This window comes from Tengunoibacter tsumagoiensis (assembly GCF_003967535.1).
GTDB lineage: Bacteria > Chloroflexota > Ktedonobacteria > Ktedonobacterales > Ktedonobacteraceae > Tengunoibacter > Tengunoibacter tsumagoiensis.
Window position 1 is genome coordinate 3692600 of record NZ_BIFR01000001.1, and the last position, 19813, is coordinate 3712412.

12 protein-coding genes are annotated in these 19813 nt (G+C 49.5%); 3 read left to right on the forward strand and 9 right to left on the reverse strand.

What is annotated here, in order from left to right; all coding sequences use genetic code 11:
- The first annotated feature begins 85 nt into the window (after positions 1-85).
- Complete coding sequence (gene metG / locus EL628_RS14495; RefSeq protein ID WP_126580647.1) at positions 86-1759, forward strand: methionine--tRNA ligase; 1674 nt, start codon at positions 86-88, stop codon at positions 1757-1759.
- A gap of 112 nt (positions 1760-1871) precedes the next feature.
- Here the strand turns inward: metG and EL628_RS14500 are convergent, their stop codons facing one another.
- Positions 1872-2195, reverse strand: coding sequence for a hypothetical protein (locus EL628_RS14500; RefSeq protein ID WP_126580648.1), 324 nt, complete (start codon positions 2193-2195; stop codon positions 1872-1874).
- A 639-nt stretch (positions 2196-2834) separates the two neighbouring features.
- Here EL628_RS14500 and EL628_RS14505 point away from each other — a divergent pair.
- Positions 2835-4424 carry a glycosyltransferase family protein gene (locus EL628_RS14505; protein WP_126580649.1) on the forward strand — a complete coding sequence of 530 codons (1590 nt, stop codon included), beginning with the start codon at positions 2835-2837 and terminating at the stop codon, positions 4422-4424.
- A gap of 36 nt (positions 4425-4460) precedes the next feature.
- On the opposite strand, the gene gmk is transcribed toward EL628_RS14505, so the two are convergent.
- On the reverse strand, positions 4461-5102 hold the full coding sequence (gmk, locus tag EL628_RS14510; RefSeq protein WP_126580650.1) for a guanylate kinase: 642 nt from the start codon (positions 5100-5102) through the stop codon (positions 4461-4463).
- A gap of 236 nt (positions 5103-5338) precedes the next feature.
- On the opposite strand from gmk, the gene EL628_RS14515 reads away from it, so the two are divergent.
- On the forward strand, positions 5339-7300 hold the full coding sequence (locus EL628_RS14515; protein WP_126580651.1) for an Rqc2 family fibronectin-binding protein: 1962 nt from the start codon (positions 5339-5341) through the stop codon (positions 7298-7300).
- Between the two features lie 333 nt (positions 7301-7633).
- Here the strand turns inward: EL628_RS14515 and rpoN are convergent, their stop codons facing one another.
- The 7 genes from rpoN to EL628_RS14550 form a co-directional block, all read right to left on the reverse strand.
- Positions 7634-9085 (reverse strand): RNA polymerase factor sigma-54, encoded by a 1452-nt coding sequence (gene rpoN, locus EL628_RS14520; protein ID WP_126580652.1) that lies wholly within the window; start codon positions 9083-9085, stop codon positions 7634-7636.
- Between the two features lie 177 nt (positions 9086-9262).
- Complete coding sequence (gene rnc / locus EL628_RS14525) at positions 9263-9952, reverse strand: ribonuclease III (protein ID WP_126580653.1); 690 nt, start codon at positions 9950-9952, stop codon at positions 9263-9265.
- Positions 9953-10509: 557 nt separating this feature from the next.
- Positions 10510-12207 carry a peptide ABC transporter substrate-binding protein gene (locus EL628_RS14530; RefSeq protein WP_126580654.1) on the reverse strand — a complete coding sequence of 566 codons (1698 nt, stop codon included), beginning with the start codon at positions 12205-12207 and terminating at the stop codon, positions 10510-10512.
- Between the two features lie 473 nt (positions 12208-12680).
- On the reverse strand, positions 12681-14411 hold the full coding sequence (locus tag EL628_RS14535; protein WP_126580655.1) for a peptide ABC transporter substrate-binding protein: 1731 nt from the start codon (positions 14409-14411) through the stop codon (positions 12681-12683).
- Between the two features lie 475 nt (positions 14412-14886).
- On the reverse strand, positions 14887-16326 hold the full coding sequence (locus tag EL628_RS14540) for a hypothetical protein (RefSeq protein WP_126580656.1): 1440 nt from the start codon (positions 16324-16326) through the stop codon (positions 14887-14889).
- 55 nt (positions 16327-16381) lie between these two features.
- A complete protein-coding gene (locus tag EL628_RS14545) occupies positions 16382-17158 on the reverse strand; it encodes a hypothetical protein (RefSeq protein ID WP_126580657.1) in 777 nt (258 codons plus the stop codon).
- Positions 17159-17296: 138 nt separating this feature from the next.
- Complete coding sequence (locus tag EL628_RS14550; protein ID WP_126580658.1) at positions 17297-19540, reverse strand: tetratricopeptide repeat protein; 2244 nt, start codon at positions 19538-19540, stop codon at positions 17297-17299.
- Positions 19541-19813: the final 273 nt, after the last annotated feature.

Consider the following 19813-nt stretch of genomic DNA (forward strand, 5'->3'; position numbering starts at 1 on the left):
GTTCTCTGTCGTTGTCCAGATGTACGCAGCAAGGTTGTCAAACCAGACGAGATCTCCTCTCAAACTATAAGGGAGCAATTTTATCATGAATGAACATATCCTGGTCTGCGTCGCCTGGCCGTACGCAAAAAGTTCGACGCATGTCGGACAGGTGGTGGGCGCATACCTACCCGCTGATACCTTTGCCCGCTATCATCGCATGGCTGGCAATCAGGTGCTCATGGTCTCTGGTAGCGATGAACATGGGACACCGATCCTGGTCGAATCTGAACGGCTCGGCATTACACCACGCGAGTTTGTCGCGAACTATCATCGCCAGATCTGCGAGGTCTGGGATACATTGGGGATGTCCTGGGATCTCTATACGGAGACTGGGACGGCTAATCACTACCGCCTTACGCAAGATTTCTTCTTAACCCTCTATGAAAAGGGCTATATCTATAAAGATTCCATGCTCTCTCCCTATTGTCCCACCGATCGCCGCTTCCTCCCCGATCGCTACACCGAAGGCACCTGCCCCATCTGTGGCTATACGTCCGCTCGTGGTGATCAATGTGATAACTGCGGTCACACGCTGGATCCTGTGGATCTGATCGATGCCCGCTGTAAGCTCTGTGGCAGTAAAGAGAGCAAGCTTGAGATGCGCACAACTGAACACTTTTTCCTGGATCTTCCCCGGCTTCAGGAGCCTCTGCAAGCCTGGTTAAATCAGGAGAAGCATCACTGGCGGCAGAATACACTGAGCTTTGCCCAGAACTGGCTGAAGGATGGTCTGAAAGCTCGAGCGATTACCCGCGATCTGGATTGGGGCGTGCCGATTCCGCTGGATGGCTACGAGAATAAGCGCATCTATGTCTGGTTTGATGCGGTGATTGGGTACTTCTCAGCCTCGGTCGAGTGGGCGGAGAAACAGGGAAAACCTGAGGCCTGGAAAACCTGGTGGGTGCCAGAGCAGACTGATCCTGCGGTGAAGGCCTATTACTTTATTGGCAAAGATAATATCCCTTTCCATGCAATTATCTGGCCCGCCATGCTGCTGGGCTATGGCAATCGCAATCTCCCCTATGATGTGCCGGCCAACGAATTTATGACGATGAGTGGGGCCAAGGCCTCTACCAGCCGGGGCAATGTGATCTGGACCAGAGATGTGCTGGAAAAATATGGTCCCGATGCGCTTCGCTATTATCTCTCGGCTACGGCCCCTGAGGGGCGCGATACTGACTTCACATTTGAGGAGCTGGTACGCCGCAATAATGATGAGCTGGTCGCGACTTATGGCAATGTGGTCCATCGCACTTTGACGTTCCTCCAGAGCAAGTTTGGTGGGGTCGTTCCTACGCCGACAGAGCTTCGTGAGGCTGATCGGGCTATTCTGGCTGAAGTTGAGCGTGGCTTCGGGCTTGTCGGCCACAATATTGCTCTCTGCCACTTAAAAGATGGTCTGAATGCGGCAATGAATGTCGCTCGGGCGGCCAATCGCTATCTGGACGAACAGGCTCCCTGGAAACAGATCAAAGTCGACCGCGAGGCTGCCGGTACGACGATCTATGTGATGCTACAGGTCTTGAGTGGTCTTCATCTGCTCTTCAGTCCCTACCTGCCGTTCTCGTCCGAGCGACTTCATGGCTTCCTGGGCTACGAGGGCGAGGCCAGCAAGACTCCCTGGCGCATGCATAAAGTTGAAGCCGGGATTACGCTTCCCAAACCCGAGCCTCTCTTCCCCAAACTGGAAGAGCCCGTGGCTGCTGAAGCCGTTTAGAGATACAACAGAAGAGCGAGTAGCGACAATCCAATGATCTGCTACTCGCTCTTCCTGATAGATTTGATCGTGATGGAATCACTAAGAATGAAAGCAATAGGTGTTGTTACCGCTACTTACGGCGATAAAAGTTGATATTGACTACAATAACGACAATGAATGATAGAATTAGTGCCAGAAACAGAAAGAGTTGAACGGGGCCATAGCTATAAGCGGATTCGCTAGTAAGCAGAAGCCAGAACAAAGCCAGCGAAAAAAGCATAAACAGAAGCGTCGAAATCAAGCTGAGTGCCAATTTCTGATTAACTGTTAGCATCTTGTCAAACAAGAGTTTCTGTCCTCTCCCCTGGAATTCATACTGACTCCGACCATTGATGGGCTCGCCCTTGTAATAAGCTTCTGAAGAGAAGCCCTCATCGTGCATCTGTGATGACATAGAGATCTACTCCTTGCCTCTATTGGTGATAGGGCTTAAAATTTGTACGAAGATCTTTTTCTGCTCGGAGACACTCAAGGCACTCTCTCAGAACATCTTTCTTGATAAGAATATAGCATATATATTCGCTCCTCACAAGAATATCACTCTCTTAACCTGAATTGCCACAAATGATACCCGAACCTCACTCAAAATCCATGCAACTTAAGCATCTCTAAATGCTAAAGCATTTTCGTTACTATATTCATAAAAATGATTGACTTTTGTAGATTGCCGTTTTATAATGATTATATATGCACATTCATAACATTACGCTATAGAAAATATTCCCTTTTTAATACTTACATATGCATTCAATTTTCCTGCAAATCAGTTAACTGGAACAAATGAGTTTTGAGATATGACTTACCGAACACACTACTGCTGGTATCCAATACAGCACTGTATCCTGGAGTGTAACGGTTTGAGAACAGAAACTTCTTAAAAAATGATTGATTTAGTGGTTTAATGAAAAAAATAGTAAAAATCGATGAGAAAGCGAATCTTCTTGTTACCTCTCTGCTTCTTCTGTGTTCTTTTCTCGTCCGCCTCTTTGTTATAATCCACAATTGGCCCGTCACCAATAGTGAAGAAGGGACAATGGCCCTTGAGGCTCGTCACATTGCCTTCACTCACGATCACCCCGTGTATCTTTATGGGCAAAACTATATGGGGGCTGGCGAAGCCTATCTTGGAGCCATTATGTTTCATCTCTTTGGGCCATCTATCTTCGCTCTTCGATTGGGTATGCTACTTTTATTTTTATGCGCGTTAATTTGTTGTTATCTCTTAGCAAGACTCGTTTATGGCAGAAAGATAGCGCTTATCACTCTTCTTCTCACTATCGGAGGTTCAGGAATTATTTTTGCACCTGAACTAATGGCAGTTGGAGGAGCGATGGAGACAGTTCTGTGCGGATCTCTGACTTTTTTACTTTCATCCTGGCTGGCACTTCATCCAGCGTATCTCTCAAATACGGGGAAAGAAAAAACAGTATCCCACACAATCCGTTATGGTCTTCTCTATGGTACCTGGGGACTGGCGGTCGGGTTAGGATTATGGAGCCATCTCCTGGTTGTGCCTTTCATCCTTTGTAGCATACTGATTCTTCTAATCTTTTGTTTACCCGATCTATGCTCATATCTGGTGTTTATACTTGGGTTTGGCCTCCTGATTGGGATCACGCCACTCATCATTTATAATATGTTAGCCCCGTTTAAAGATAATTCAATTGCTGTTTTTCTGGGACTGCACAACACAGCCTATCCAGATGCACCACATGGCCTATCGCTCTGGCTTAAACAACTATCAGGAACGCTATTTGATTCCCTGCCGATGGCGACTGGCATGCCTTCTCTTCTTAATCTGGACGTTCGTATTCTGCCATTCTATGGTCCTCTCACTCATGAATCGCTCATCCCAATTGTTTTCTATGGAGGTTGGAGCTCTATCTATCTGACACTCTTGCTCATTGAAACACGACGATCATGGCCCGGAAAAACATTGCTGTTCTTCTTAAAAAAGAAGAGTCAGCAAATTGATCCAGAAAAGCGAGCAGCGATCATCAAACAGATCCTGCGCTTTTTTCTGGCCTTATGTGTCTGGCTTACCTTACTATCTTATGCATCGAGCGCTACGGCTGCCGAACGTCCATGGAGTTTCCGTTATTTAATTGGCCTGCTGGTAACGATTCCAGTCGTGATCAATCCACTCTGCTCGCGTCTTTTTCTTCTAAAAAAATTCACCAGAGATGGTCGTGCCAGTCTCCAAAGGCTTTTACAGACAGCCATCTTTACGCTGATGATCACGCTGGTCATCTATGGAAGCATACAGTCTTTACAGGCAATTCCAGAGGGCAATATTCGCATACAGCAACAGGCTGATCTGATCACATTTCTTCACAGCAGACATATTTCAAAGATCTACTCTGGCTATTGGGTCTGCGATAGCCTTATTTTTCAAAGTGAAGAGAAAATAATCTGTGCAGTCCTCGATGACCATCTTGATCCTGGCCTCACTCGTTACTCGCCTTATAAAAACAGAGTTGATTCAAGTCGTGATCACATCGTCTATATCTTTACAAAAGATGGAGATTATCATCCAGATGCAGCGATCAAACTTCTTACGCAAAGCGGTAATTATCAAAAGTTTGAGAGTGGGGCCTATATGATCTTTCAGGCAAAGAGGTAAGGGGCTCTCCCCCTCTACAGGGGGAGAAGAGGATCGTTAGAGATCTACATACCTGGGGTGAGTCTTGCAGTGTTCGGCCTGCATAACAGCTCGTACAGCTTCGACAGCCTCCATAAGCTTGCCCTGGCGGTTCTCGATGATATAATCGTATTGGCCGCGCTGGGCCAGTTCGCCGCGAGCATCATCCAGCCGGCGTTCTAACTCCTGAGGAGTCTCAGTACTTCGATTGATCAGCCGCTCAGCCAGTTCTTCAACGGAGCCGGGGGTCAGAAAAATAAAGATTGCCCCGGGTAACTTCTGGCGCACCGTTGCAGCCCCTTGAACATCGATCTTTAACAGAACATCCCGGCCCTGGCGGAGCTCATTTTTAATCTGCTTAATCGGCTGCCCATACCAGTTCCCATGGACATTAGCATGCTCCAGCAACTCATCTGCGGCGACCATCCGCTCGAACTCCTCAAGGCTGACAAAATAATAGGGATTGCCGTCGCTTTCACCCGGACGGGGCGCTCGTGTGGTTACTGAGGCAACGACATAAAAATCCATCCCGTCTTGTTTTAATGCGTTGATGACTGAGTCTTTACCGGTTCCGGAGGGAGCGGAGAGAACAAAGAGAAGTCCCTGCTGAATCTCGGTCGGGGCGTCCGTCGCTGTATTTACTTGTGTTTCGAGTTGCATGCTCTTCTTCCTGCTTGCTCATCAAAGAGTATAGGCTGGTATACGAATGAATCTCTCTTTGGTATACTTTGTACGACACAATAGTACGTACTATTTCTGAGCACATACCTCTCCACCAGTTGTTTCGCTGGCGCGATAGAAGTGGGCTCTTTTCCCTATTGTACAACACTCCTCCGTCTCACGGAAGTCTTGTACCCATAAAAAAACAGAGGCGAAGTAGATCGGAAGGCTTCTCTATGTATGTTGATGCTATAACACTGGCTGCGGTCGCTGATGAATGGCGCAAGCTCCTGATCGGAGCTCGCATTGATACCATTATTCAACCCACGGAACATGCTATTGCACTGCAATGTTATGCTCCAGGCTCTGAGGGACAGGGAGGCCAGAATCGCTGGCTCTATCTCTCAGCCCATCCTCAATTGGCTCGCGCCCATATCACTGCCCGCAAGCCTCAAAAAATTGCGAGCGAGCCACCTCCTTTTGTGATGCTTCTCCGCAAACATCTCGAAGGCGCTCGTATCGAAGCAGTCGTACAGCCAGACTGGGAGCGCGTGGTGGAGATTGTAGCGGGCTATCGCTCAAGTCCCGATAGTGAGGAGCGCATCCGTTTTCGCATCATTATTGAGATAATGGGGCGATTAAGCAATATCGTTTTCTGTACTGAAGAAGGGCTCATCCTGGGAAGCCTGAAGCGCGTCGGAGCAGAGATCAATCGCTATCGCGTGATTTCAGCCGGGCTCCCCTATGTGCCACCACCTCCTCAACAGCGCACGCTCGTTGGTCAGGAGCTTCCTAAATTAGATCCCCTTGCGCTTACCGCAGCACAGCTCTCCATCTGTGCCGTTGAAGAGCCCACCCCTGAGGAGCCCGCCGAAAAGAAGCGGAAAGGGAAACGCGCATCTGGCCCTCCCAAATTGTGGGAGCTCCTTTCACGACATGTATTGGGGTGCAGCCCTCTGGTGGCCCGTGAGGCAGTCTTTCGCACAACCGAGCAGACGGAGATGCCCGTTACGCAGGCCGACGATAATATCTGGGAAGAGCTGGCATGGAATGTGAGCGATCTCTTGAGCGCCTACAAGACGCGCCGCTGGCAGCCACAGATGGTTGAGCAGGCCGACTCAGCTACCAGCAGACAGGGGCTTGATCAGGGTGGACAGCGGCTTCCTCTGGCCTTTGCCGCCTATCGCCTGGAGCAATATGCGGCCCAACCAGAGCTTCTCATACGTGAATCACCCTCAATCAATGTGATTCTGGATGATTACTATGCCCGCGCCGAGTGGCGCGACGCTGTCGAGGGTCTGCGTGCACCGCTACGCAAGATTCTTCAGCATCAACGCGAGCGCTGTCAACGCAAAGCCGAGCTCTTGCAGAAAGAGATGGAGAGCATTCAGGAGGCCAACACCTACCGGCTTTACGGCGATCTCCTGCTCGCTCACCAGCAAGAGGTCACACAGGGGCCAACAAAGATCGAGCTCCAAAACTATTTTGGAGACCAGGAGGAGACCGTACTGGTTCCGCTTGATCCACGTTTTGACGCTATCGGCAACGCAAATCGCTACTTTAACAAATATCATAAACTGCGGCGAGCTCTTGAATTGGTTCCAGGCCAGATCGAGCAGAATACTGTTGAGCTTGCCACGATTGAACAACTGATCACCGATCTCCTGTTAGCTGAGAATGCCGCAGAGGTCGCATTAGTGAAGGCTGAAGTTCAGACGGCAGGCTATATTCGAGGGAAAGCTGCTCTGGATAAGAAAGCGCTTAAAGCTGCCAAAAAAGGCAAGGGCGGCAAGCAGACAAAAGGCAGACCCGTCCCGCCCGGCGGTGGCGTTCCCATCCACCTTCAGAGTACCGAAGGCTTTACGTTGCTTGTCGGCAAGAATAGCCGCCAGAACGAAGAGGTCACCTTCCATCAGGCCACATCTAACGATATGTGGTTGCATGCTCGTGGAGTGGCGGGAGCCCATGTCATCATTAAGGCCGCAGGACGAGAGATTCCTCGCGCTACCATCAATCAGGCAGCCAGTCTGGCCGCTTATTATAGCGAGGCCCGCGGAAGCACCAGCGCCCCCGTCGATTACACCTTACAACGTCATGTGCGTCATATGAAGGGAGGCGGACCCGGCATGGTCATCTATGAACGAGAACATACCATTTATGTAGAGCCAGATGCCGCCCTACCCTTTGTAAAACGCTAACATCTTATCCGCAACCACTATAACAAAATGCACCCCTTATGCGATAAATTGCATCCCCAAGCGCGATTTATCGCATAAGCTGGCAGGGCCCATCATTCATGATGGCCGCAGCAACCCACTCCACCCTGTTCCACAGAACCTCCCTCTTCATACGATAAATTGCATCCCCAAGCGCGATTTATCGCATAAGCTGGCAGGGCCCATCATTCATGATGGCCGCAGCAACCCACTCCACCCTGTTCCACAGAACCTACCCTCAAGCGTGATTTATCACATAATCGTGTCGGGCCCATCATTCATGATGGCCGCGGACCATCTAATGAAAACAATCCTTCAGAGGCCACGCTCCCGAGAGGAGCCAATCCCCATCTCTTCACGGTATTTAGTCACGGTCCGTCGTGCCAACGGAACACCACGCAGAGAGAGCTGACGGGCCAGCTCTTCATCGCTAAACCGATGTTTGGCGCTCTCAGACTGAATAAGTTCGCGTAACATATCTTTAATCCGCAGCGAGCCATCAAAAAAATCTGAAAGTGGGATCAGACGTCCATTGGGTAAAAGCGCATATTTATTAGCTGTAGCGCGGCTTACCGTCCCCTCATCCAGATGCAGCTGAGCTGCGACCTCAGCACGTGTCAGAGGACGCAACGAGCGAATACCATACTGCAAAAAGCCTTTTTGATACTCCACAACAAATTCAGAGACGCGACGCAATGTCCGCCAGCGGCGCTCAAGACAATCAATAAAAAAGTTGGCACGCTCTTTCTGCTGCTGCATATAGCGCTGAAGATCAGGATTTGGAGAGCTCGCCTGTCCAGCAATAGGATTGCGTGTACTAAATTGATAGCGCTTATCTTCAATCAGATCCACCTCATAGTGGCCATCCATTCCTCGGATAAGCACATCAGGGTGAATATACGTTGTTGCGCCACCTGCCCCTAGCTGCTCATAGCGCGAATCTGGGCGATAAATATAGGCGGGAAAAGGGTGTAACGTCTCTCGGATATACTGATTTGCCGCCTGTACCTCTGCCTCAGGAACCTTCAGCCGCCGAGCAATCTCTTGATATTGATTATGGGCAAGATCATCAAAATAATCTTCAATCAAAAGAGCCGCTAATGGATGCGGGGCTTGCTGCTCGCTTAAAGAGTGGAGTTGAATTAAGAGGCACTCGCGAGGCGTGCGAGCACCAATACCGAGAGGTTCCAATGTCTGCAATTGACTTAACACATACTCCACCCGCTCCAGGGGAACCTGAAGATACTCAGCAATCTCTTGCGTGCTGATCTCCAAATAGCCATGTTCATTGAGATTCCCTACCAGATTCTCTGCAATCACTGCATCATCAGGAGTCACCAACGCCTCTAATTGTTGTAAAAGAGTCTCCTCAAGCGTGACACTAATGGCAATATGCGCCAGCGGATCAAAATCCTCGTCCTGGTCACCTTCTGAACTCTCATAGGCATCAATCTCATAGAAGGTCTGTTGCACATAGACAGGAGGCTCATGCAGATTTTCAGCCTCCTGTACCTCTTGAGACTGATGAAGTGGCTGAGGCGTCTGCACAAAGCGCCCACAGACAAGGCAGCGCTGACTATACATCAGCGTCCCACAAAAGAGGCAGACACGCTCCTCCTTTACTTCTAAAGCAGGGTTCTCAGTCTGCTCCTGATTTACCGTGTGCTCTAATTCATCAGCCGATAAATGTAAAATGGTACTGGAAGTAATCAGCCTTGCACTGACACGTAACACCTGACTGGGCCTGGGTCTTGGCTCTAACCGCATACACGTCCCCTATTCTCACTTACCCGACGTATTCCCAAGCGCCCAATCCTTGCTTCATCGTACGTTTAGAACAAACAATAGCCCAAAGCAAAGATTAGAACTGTTCCAACATACAATTGTTTTGCATTAGATCAATCAAGATGGTAGAAACCAGAAAAAGGGCTCAGCTAATTGCAACTAAATCCAACCTCGACTAACAAGAGCATTATGAGCAGCCTCTTGCTCAGCAGTCTGTTTATTGCGTCCCTGGCCGCGTCCAGCAACATCATCACCTAACATAACCTCTACCGTAAACTCGCGATTATGAGAAGGGCCTTCTTGTCCAACCAGACGATAAGATGGAGTGATTCCAGTCTGAGCCTGTGCGATCTCTTGAAAGAGTGATTTATTATCTTTAAACAAACGTTTTTCAATAATTGTGTGGGCAATAGGATCAAGCAGAGGAATCAGGAAATGACGCACAGCCTCGAGGCCCTGATCAAGATAGATCGCCCCTAGAATAGCCTCGAAGGCACAAGCCTGAACACGCTGTCCCCCGCCACTATTCTGCTCCCCCTTCCCCATCATGAGGAAGCGGCCCAGGTCCATCTCGCGAGCAAAGCGCGCTAGAGTCTCTGTTCGCACAAGAACGGCGCGCACATCGGTCAACTCACCTTCTGTAAGATGCGAAAAATTACGGTAGAGGAAATCCGCACTAATCAACGCGAGAATCGAATCGCCTAGAAACTCTAGCCGCTCATTGGAGGTCAAACCAGCACCAGAGGTCTCATAAATATATGAACGGTGGGTGAGAGCCAGCCTGAGAAGCTGAGAATCATGAAAATGTACCCCTAAAATCTCTTCCAATTGTGCGTTTTGTTCGTGCATCAATACACCTCTAAGATGATACTGGCCTTCTCTTGTTCCCTGTTCAGTGAGTTCACCGATACACCAGAACAGAAGGTCTGGCCAGTGCGCAAGTCTTGACCGGATAAATATGAAGTAACCTGACGTTTTTTTAACTCTGTAGCCGTCATTGTAACGCGTTTCTTCCCGAACCGCAACGCCAAACCGTCTCTAATATTATGTGAGAACGGTCCCAAGGGTTGAGGGTCTCGACTATAACGAGCATACATGCTTGTTTTCTAGCGTTTTTCACTATCATATTGAGATATCAGGTTACAAGTCAACACGTATGCTAGATTCCGCACCATTTTCTTTCTCCACTACATAGACTGAAGGAAACGTAGATTATAAAACAGAACAGACCAACATCACATGGCTTGATTGGCCAACTTCAGGCCTGCAAGCTCTCAAATATGTTGTTCCCCTCAATTGTTCCCCTCAAAAAGAAGATAAAAAAATTACCGACCCTTTTGTCAAGGGTCGGTAATCGTGATGGCTCCCATCACTAGAGGACTGAGGACTGTCTCATCAGCGCTCTCTTACTTTGAAATGTAGATGTTTGCCCAGTCATCAGGAGCAGTGATACCCAGAGGATCATTCACATATCCCTGAAGTTTGGGGTTCTGCAAGACGCTAGTGGCCGACTGATACAAAGGAATCCAGGCAACATCGTTAATGATCTTCTGCTCAGCATCGTTATAGAGTTTCAAACGCTTGGCAGGATCCAGTTCGACGTCAGCCTTTGCCAGGTCAGCCTGAACAGCCTGCTGTTCTGGAGCGGCAGTGCTATTGTTCTGACCATAGTTCGCGTTGTTATAGCTCTGACCTTTGCCGAAGAAGATGCTCAGCCAGTCTTCTGGATCGGGATAGTCCGCCTGCCAGCCACCAATCCAGGCAGTCAAGCTCCCATTACCGGTGGTCGAATTCTGAGCCTGAACCAGAGCGTCAAAGTCAATAGCATTGGTCTTGGCGGTAAAGCCCAGGATGGCCTGCCACTGGCTTATAACGTTGTCAATGATCTTTTTAATCGAACCGCTGCCGGTGTAGTAGGTGAGGGTAAAGTCTGGCATGCTGGTCAGGCCCTCTTCCTTCAGACCTTCAGCAAGCAGAGACTTCGCTTTCGCGGCATCACCATTCACGGTTGCACCAGCAGGGCCGGTGACAGATTTGCTTGCACCGTACATACCCGTTGGCACCAGACGGTTCGTTGGGGTGACAGCACCCTTCAGGATCTCATTCGTGATCAAGCTTTTGTTGATTGACAGTTGGAGAGCCTGACGAACTTTGACATTATCAAAAGGTTTTACCAACCAGTTGAAGCTCAGGTAGCGGATGACCAGTGCATCAGCACGATGGTAGTCTTTGCGGGTCTTCGCTACAGGCAGTTCAGCAGCTGGAACGCCAGCATAATCGTACTGATTGCTCAGGTAGGCTTTGTAGGTGGTCTCTGCATCGCCAGAGAAAGGCATCTCTAAGCGCTTCAGCTGGGGTTTTGCACCATAGTAGTTGTCATTAGGAACCAGAACCAGGCCAGTGCTATGGCTATAGCTCTGTACTTTGAAGGGGCCATCACCGCCACCCTCTTGCAGGTGATCAGTCCACTTAATATCGTACTGAGTGATCAGCTTCTTCTCCACGACATAAGAGGTTGGGTAGGTCAGGGTCTGGAGGAAGTAAGCAGCTGGGGAGCTCAGGGTCAACGAGATGCTGGTTGGGCTCAAAACTTTGATGCTATCGCCAATCAGGGTCTTCACAGCGCCGCTGGCAATCTTGTCAGAATCTTTCAAGAGGCTCAGGTAGCTGGTCACTTCTGATTTGGTGGCAGGGTCCAGAGCGCGGTTAATGCTGTAAGCAACGTCATCAGCCGTTAAAGCTGTACCATCGCTGAACTTCAGACCGGACTTCAGATTGAAGGTATAGGTCAGACCATCGGCACTAACCGAGTGGTTAGCGGCCAGCTGGTCATGCACATTACCAGCATCATCAAACTGCACGAGGCCAGTGAAGATGGCCTGAATCGCATAGGAGTCTGAAGCATCCTGTACCAGTGCGGGGTCCAGCGTACCGAAGTCCTGCTTGCCCGACATTGGATACTTGAAGATCTGCTTATCGGCTGAGGCGGCTTCTGGCTTGCTGCTGGTTGCAGGGGTACTACTGCCGCAAGCAGCCATAAATAGGGCAAAGAAACATACCAGGGTTGAGAACAATTGAACACGTCGCTTGTGTGTTCCTCGCATGTGAAGGCCCTCCTTACAAAAGGGAAACGCTTGTTAAAGGATTGGTCTATCGAGTGTCTTAACCAGTATAAGCTTTTTCTCTGCTGCACCCTTTTCATCGCGCCCTACATCACATGAGAAAAGGGTAGATAGTGGATAGAGACCATTTTTCTGTTTTACGCACAATGGATAAGGCATAAGGACATAAGGGTTCGCAGAATAGTGGACTATCCTAAAATAGATTATCCGCCTGGCAACAGCGAAAAGAGAGCTTACATTACTCTTCAAGGAGAGTATCTGTAATAATATACGTCCATTACTTACAGAATCTCTCACATTTACATAAGGAAATTTAGTAGATTAATAAAACTCGCTGGCTTCCTACAAAAAAGTAAAATTGGTGGCCTGTCATCTTAAACGGGGGGCGAGGGAATTGAAACAAGAAGGGGTCTGGTGGCACCAAACCCCTCCTATGATCAAGATGAGTGCTTTCTTTATGCCTGCACGCGGTAGATATGAGCCCAATCATCAGGAGGGATCAGGTTCTCTCCATTGTTTGTTATGCCAACGATGGATGTGGTTCGCAAAAAAGTACTTGTAACCTGCGATATCGGAATCCACCCCACATCATTAATAATATCCTGTTCCGCCTTTTGATAGCTCTGTAAACGGGCAGATTCTGTTGTATTGGCATCGGCATCCTGCATTTGCTTCTGAATGATCTGTTGCTGAGCCGCATGGGAGCTGGTGTTCTGGCCATAATTCATGTTGTTATTAAACGCTCCCTGACCAAATTGCCAGCTCAGCCAGTCCTGAGGATCAGGATATTCAGCTACCCAGCCAAGGCCCCACATCTGAAGTCCATTCGAGTTGTTGGTGGTCGCGGTAATCTTATCCAGCAGGGTATTATAATCAGTGATTGGATCTGGCGTTACCGTCACTCCCAAAACCTTTTGCCACTGCTGAATCAGGGCAGCGACCTCTTGATCAAAATTGTCGACGCCGGACACATACGAGAGCGTAATGGCTGGCAGATCCGTAGAACTTGTCAGATTAGATTCTTTCAGGCCCTGCTGAAGAAGATCCTTCGCCTTGACCACATTACCAGTCAGCTTTGTCGTTCCATCTGGACCGGTTAGATTGGCAGTATAGCCCACCATCCCCTGTGGAACGATATGATTTGTTGGAATAACGCTCCCTTTCCAGACCGTGTCAGCAATGGACTGTTTATCAATCGCCAGGGCAAAAGCCTGACGAATCTTGATATTGTCAAAAGGCTTCGCCAGATAGTTCATCGTATAATAATTTTCCCACAATTGCGGAACCTGATAGTAATCTTTATGCCGCTTATCTACCGTCAATGAAGTGGGAATCGTTGTCAGATCCAGTTGATTATTCTGATAATCACGATAGGCTTCATCGGCTGAATGATAGAATATCGTCGTCACTTTTTGCAGCTGTGGTTTCGCATTATAGTAGTTTGTATTGGGCACATAGATAATTGAGGTATGGTGCGTATATTGTTGCACTTTAAATGGGCCAGCGCCACCACCTTCGCCCAGATGATCGGTCCACTTATCTGTATATGTTTTTATCAGGCTCTGTTCTACAATATAGGAGCATGAGCTCGTCAACATGGCGGGGAAATAGGCAGCTTTCTCTTTCGTGATAAGCACAACTGTCTGGTCATTGGGGGTCTGAATGCTTGAACCAATCAGAGTTGTAACGCGTCCAGCCAGGAGATCATCAGCGTTTTTCAAGAGGCGAAGGGCGATGGGAGCGATAGTAGATTGCGTCGCGGGCTGTAGCGCACGATCAATACTATAGGCGACGTCAGCAGAGGTGAGAGGAGTACCATCACTAAACTTTAAATGTGGTTTGAGATGAAATGTCCAGCTCAATCCATCATCGCTCACCGACCAGGATTGGGCCAACTGGGGCCTGACCTGAAGCTGGTCGTCGAGCTGAACCAGGCCAGTAAAGACCATCTGAATAGCACGAATCGAAGCTGGATCATGAGCCAGGGCTGGATCAAGCGTCTCAAGATCAAGATTTTCCAGTCCAATCTCAGGAATAGTATAGGTCTGCTTACTGGGAGGAGCCTTGAGCTGAGTTTTATGAACTGTAGTTCCACCCCCAAAGAGATCACAACCTGTAAGTATCAGTAGCAGACAGAACAGTGGCAGAAGGTTTTGTAGGTGCTTTTGTCTATATCTATCATACATAGAGAATCCTCTTTTTTTGTATTTGTCCCTCTGGGCACAAGATCTTATTCTTCTAGAAGATTCTACCATGATAGTAGATTGAATGCATAGTACAGACAGAGAATATAGGACCCGCAGCCAGACCGTTCAGAGCTGTATGCACTCTATGGGTGTCCCTCGTAAGAACTGTATGCACTCTATGGCATGTCCTCGTAAGGAACACCAATAATCAATACTTCTACGGAGTGGCTCAACTCGGCCATCTTGATGGCATGTACATCAATAGGAGCTCCGCTGTGGATTGGAGAGTTCTTCTATGTTGATCATAAGGGAAAGAGGGCACACACAGCGGAGTGGCTCGCCTCGCCCATCATGAATGATGGGCCTTACACGCTCAGGCGATAAATCGCTCACAAGGTGCAATTTATCGCCTGAGGGTTCCTATTATGATGGCAGCGGCAACTATCGTCGCTGTTAAGAATCTGGAAGCGGTCGATTACAGATGAGAGATAGCTGTATCAGCCTGACCAAAGGCAGCGGCTCGTAAGGCTACGGACAACAGGCCCTCAATATTGGTTGAAGCCAGGCTGGTTGGCCAGGTCAGATACGATTCAGCAGCGGCCTGCAAGATCTGGAGGCTATGGCCCTGATCAGCGGTCGCATCAATACGGCCTGCCACAAGCGCAATGCTACCGAAGAGTGCACGCGCATCATGTCCCAGGCTTAGATAACGCTGAGCAGTGACCAAAGCTCCACGTAGATCCTGAGCCTTCAACTGATTGTTGATACTCTCCAACTGAGCAACCGCAATCAATCCACCACCAGCAAAGGGTGTGTGAGTTACCCCAGGAGCAGTAAGAGGTGCTGGGAGCGTAATCTCTTTCTGGAGCGCATTGATATAAGAGGCGGCAGTGAACAAAATCGGTAATGCCTCAACATCCTGAACCTGACGGAAGATCAGGTGTGTAGCAGACGCAAACAGAAGCCCATGCGCAACCTCTGTAAAGAGATCGCGGTCACTATCGCTAATCTTTTGGAGGAGATCTGAAGCCGCGAGGGTAATGACCGATCCAACCGCACGTGGAGAGGCCTGACCCTTGATCAACGCATCATAAACGCCCTGACAGACCTGGGTAGTATCAGCATTGCTCAAAATCAACTGGCGTAGAGGGAGCGCATTCTCATCTTTAGGTGCCGACAGACGAGTACGGATACTGGCCACACTGTGGCTGGGATCAGCCGTATAATTACGGACAGCTTTGATCCAGGGAGTCTCTTCGCTGTTCGAGCGCAGAGGAAGATGAGGAGCCAGCCAGTGAATGATGTTGGGAGCACGATCCCCCCACTCGACCGCATCAAGAATCTGGAAACCACGCACAGCAAAGATCAATGGATGACCAGCATCCTGGAAGGTCGTAGCAATTGATTCATAGGCACGCACCTGCATCGTGCGATAATCAGCGCCAGTACCATATAATCCCAACAACGCTCGCTCAGCCAGGTCTGCGTCGTTCTGATAGACGGCCTGATGCATAATATCGTTCATGCTCTTACCGGTATCCACCAGCTGACTTGGGAAGAACGGATGAGGATACTCTACCTTTACATCATGACCAGCACGCACTGCTGGCACAGCCATAAGCAAAGCCTGCGCAAATAGAGGCAGTGTACGCACCTGAGCTGGCACCTTGCTGTCCAGAGGCTCTGGAAGATAACGCGTCAGACGAGCTAACATTGCTGCCGCGGCCAGAGTCGTCGTAGGATGACCATCAGGGTCCCCATGGGAGGCGATCAGACCGATACGACCAAGCAGGACATCAGGAGAACGTCCCTCGAGTAAAAGATCACGAGCAACCGAAATAATGCGATCGCTGTTGCCGCTGACTAAAGCGTCAACCAGCGTTGAGAGGTCCACTCTCATTTCTACTGCAGCCATTTATGACTCCTACACTGTAAGTATAAATCGAATAAGAATAGAACACAGGCATGAGTTATTCTTGCAAATCGCGAATCTCACGCTCTATGTTAGGGATATCTGCGTATTCTTCGTCTAGTAGTTTATATGCGCGGCTCAAATAGAGTTCAGCCAGACGTGCACCTTTTTCCTGCGGGCTAACGGCAGCCGCAATAATCTCTGTCCCTCGATACTTCTCCGAGAAACGGCTGGTAATGCGCTCCATTCGCCGTCTGGTCTCCTGTAACAGGGTCATATCCTGCCCACCCAGGGCATAACGAGCCATGCCTACAAGCTTTCCAAGTTCTGCCAGTTTCTGCCGTTCGGACATTGTCTGGAGGAGCAGATCTTCGGCATCCATATCATCAAGCTTAAGCGGCTCTTGCTTAAATGATGAAGCGCTGGATGGTGGAATACGCTCGGCCTGCTCATTATAATTTGCATAGAGTTGAGCATACTCCTGACAACTTACGCTGGCCAGTTGCATACGCTCAATCTCTTCATAAGAAACGGTCCCAATATCGCAGAGGTCATCATCCCGACGCTCAGCCAACAACTCAAGCTGTTCGACGGTATTGCCTTCTTCCAACATTGGTGGAATCGGCATTCCTGCGACGCTAGAGGCTCCTTGCAACTCCTCAGAAGGAATCTGGGCGGCAAGCATCGGAGGAAGATACTTCGCAATGGACATGGGAATGGGAGGAACAAGACAGTATGTACTGTAGACCACCCTGGCATCGCGTGAACTCCGCGCGATAAAGATTGCATGCCCTTTGGGAGCTTGAGAATTTCCGCGTAAGAAATTAATACCCATACCGAAGTGTCCTTCCAATTCGAGGGTAAAGAGGGAGATCTATCTCCCTGCTTCACCGATAACTTGCTCTACTTAAGAGATGTGTGCAATTGGATTGGTCACACGTCTCTCTATTTTCTCATGGAATCGCCTCTAATTTCAATCCCTCAATCCTTTGCGGAGTTGATCAAAGCGTTTCACCAGATCTTTGTTTTGCAAGAGTTCCTCTTCGCTGAGCTCTTCACCAGTCGTAGGGATGGCCTCACTGTAATCGGCCAATTGCTGTTTGACGCCCTGAGCTCCTGCAATCTGCGTGAATTTTTTCAACAGCTCGCTCGCTTCAGTATCCTGTTTCTGACGCACTGCGGCAATGGCTGCCTCTGCATACTGTTCGCTATACTGGCGCAGGAACGTCTTCTGCTGTTGAGGGGTACTCAAGGTGCTCAACACTTTCTCGACCTGTAAGATGGCTTTACTCTGCTCATCCCGAGCCCGCTCCAGATCACCGCGCAGCAGGTAGATTGCTCCACGCGCGAAGCGTGTATCAGCAACCCCTAATGGACGGCGCTGCTGATGATAGAATTTCAAAGCCTGCTCAAAGTCTGCCAGGGCGCTATCGTACTCTTCCTTTGTACGATTGGCAAGGCCACGCGTCAGTAACGCATCGGCTTGATTGACCTGATCACTCACCTGGGTGAAACGCAACAGGGCCGCGTCACAATTCTCCAGTGCCTCATCCAATTTCTCTTCGCCAATATTCATCTGGGCCAGACTCAACAGTGCCAGTCCATCCCCACCTGTCTGTTCGAGTAACTGAAATTGACGACTGGCGGCCAGAAGAATCTCACGGGCCGCTGCAAAATTGCCGAGAGCCAGTTGGACCTGCCCCTGTCCCAGGAGTGCCTCCGCCGCAAGGATCGGCTCTTGTTGACCATCAGCAAGATTCTGAGCGGTGCTAAAATGCTGTAACGCTTGCTCGAACTCGCCCTGGGCAAGAAGAATCTGGGCCCGAGTTACGTTCAAAATGGGCTGGAGCCGTGGCTGCGACTGGTGAAGCTGTGTGGCAACATCAAGGTGGTGGCTGGCTTCCTGTAGATCTCCTGCCAGAACGGCCAGGCGAGCCAGACGGCTCTCCGCACTGACGACAAAATGGAGGCCAGCACTCTGCTCCAGTCCCTGACTCTCCAGACGTGGACGAACATCAGTATATGCATTTTTGGCGGGGGCTAGCTGGCCCTGTTGCCGATAGACATCCCCTAAGCCAAGGATGGCTCTCGCCTCTACCAGGACATTCCTCAGCGTGCTGGCCTGCTCCACACCGGCCTCTAACGAGCGGCGCGCCTTATCAAGCAGTCCCAGTTGATACTGGATAAGCCCCAGACCAACCTGCGTCTCTGCCTGACCAAGTCGGAATGAGATCGCCTGATAGGTACGGAGAGCTCGCTCCATGGTGGCGTTGGCATAGTTTAGCTGGCCACGACGAAGATTGACCTCTCCTAATAAGCGATTGGCATTTGCGGATCCCAGTGCATTTTTCTGCTGCGAATATAACTGGATTGCAGCCTGGGCTCCCTGAAGCGCCTGATCAACGGCATTCTGAGCCAGGCTAATCTCTGCCAATCCCAGATTGGCATCGGCCAGACCCAGTTCATATTCCAATACACCTGAGGTGCTCAATGCATCGCCAAAGAGTGTACTGGCCTCGTCTAGCCGATCCTGATCGATATAGATATGCCCCAACCCAACCTCAGCATCCACGGCACCATACTGATCTTTGGTCTCAGTATAGATCGCTAATGCCTCTTTATACGCCTGCTCCGCCTCAGCAAAATGACGTGTAAAGCGTTGAATGTCAGCCAGGCTTCGATTGGCATCGGCTTCATTGATGCGATCCTGAGCCTCTTTGAAAGATTGAACGGCCGCTTGATAATGCTCGGTCGCATAATCCAGTTTCCCGCGTTGCAGTTCGATATGCCCAAGGGCTAGCTCAACATTGCCCAATCCTTGCGCATTCTTCTGCTGACGATAGAGTTGCTCCGCCTGCTGATAGGCATCCTGAGCTCGATCGAGATGAGCAAGCTGCCTCTCACCATGACCCATCGAAAGCGCGCTGGCAGCCTCTTGCAACGGACGATTGGCATCGTGATAGAAGCGCATCGCTCGTTGATAGCTATTCACCGAAGCCTCAACTTCCAGATTCTGACCCTGGATATCTGCAATCAAGGCACGAGCATCCCCCGCCCGCTTAAAATCTTTGATCAGGCGGAAACGAATCTCGGCATCACCAAATGCTTCACTTGCCTTGTCTAATTTACCATCATTATATGCATCGATGGCGGTTCTGAAACGCATTTCGGCTGCTTGCCGATCTTTTTCTTGTTTGTCTGGTTCCAATGTTGCCATAAAAAATGTATTCCTCAAACTCTTACGCTATAGAGCGGAGTTGAATGTGTTTAGATTTCTCACATCATTGTAGTTCGTTCCCCTGAGAAAGTCAAAAACAATTCTCAATCCATGCTCTTTTTACTCTTCATAATCACAAAGCTTCTAGTACTTCAAAACAGTGGCTCATCTGAGTGGCTTCCTTTGCTAACATAGGCCTCTCCTCAGGTTGGGTAAGCTAGAGGGAGTGTTCACCAGAAGAACCTTTTGGCCCCCTGCCTTCATTGGACACGT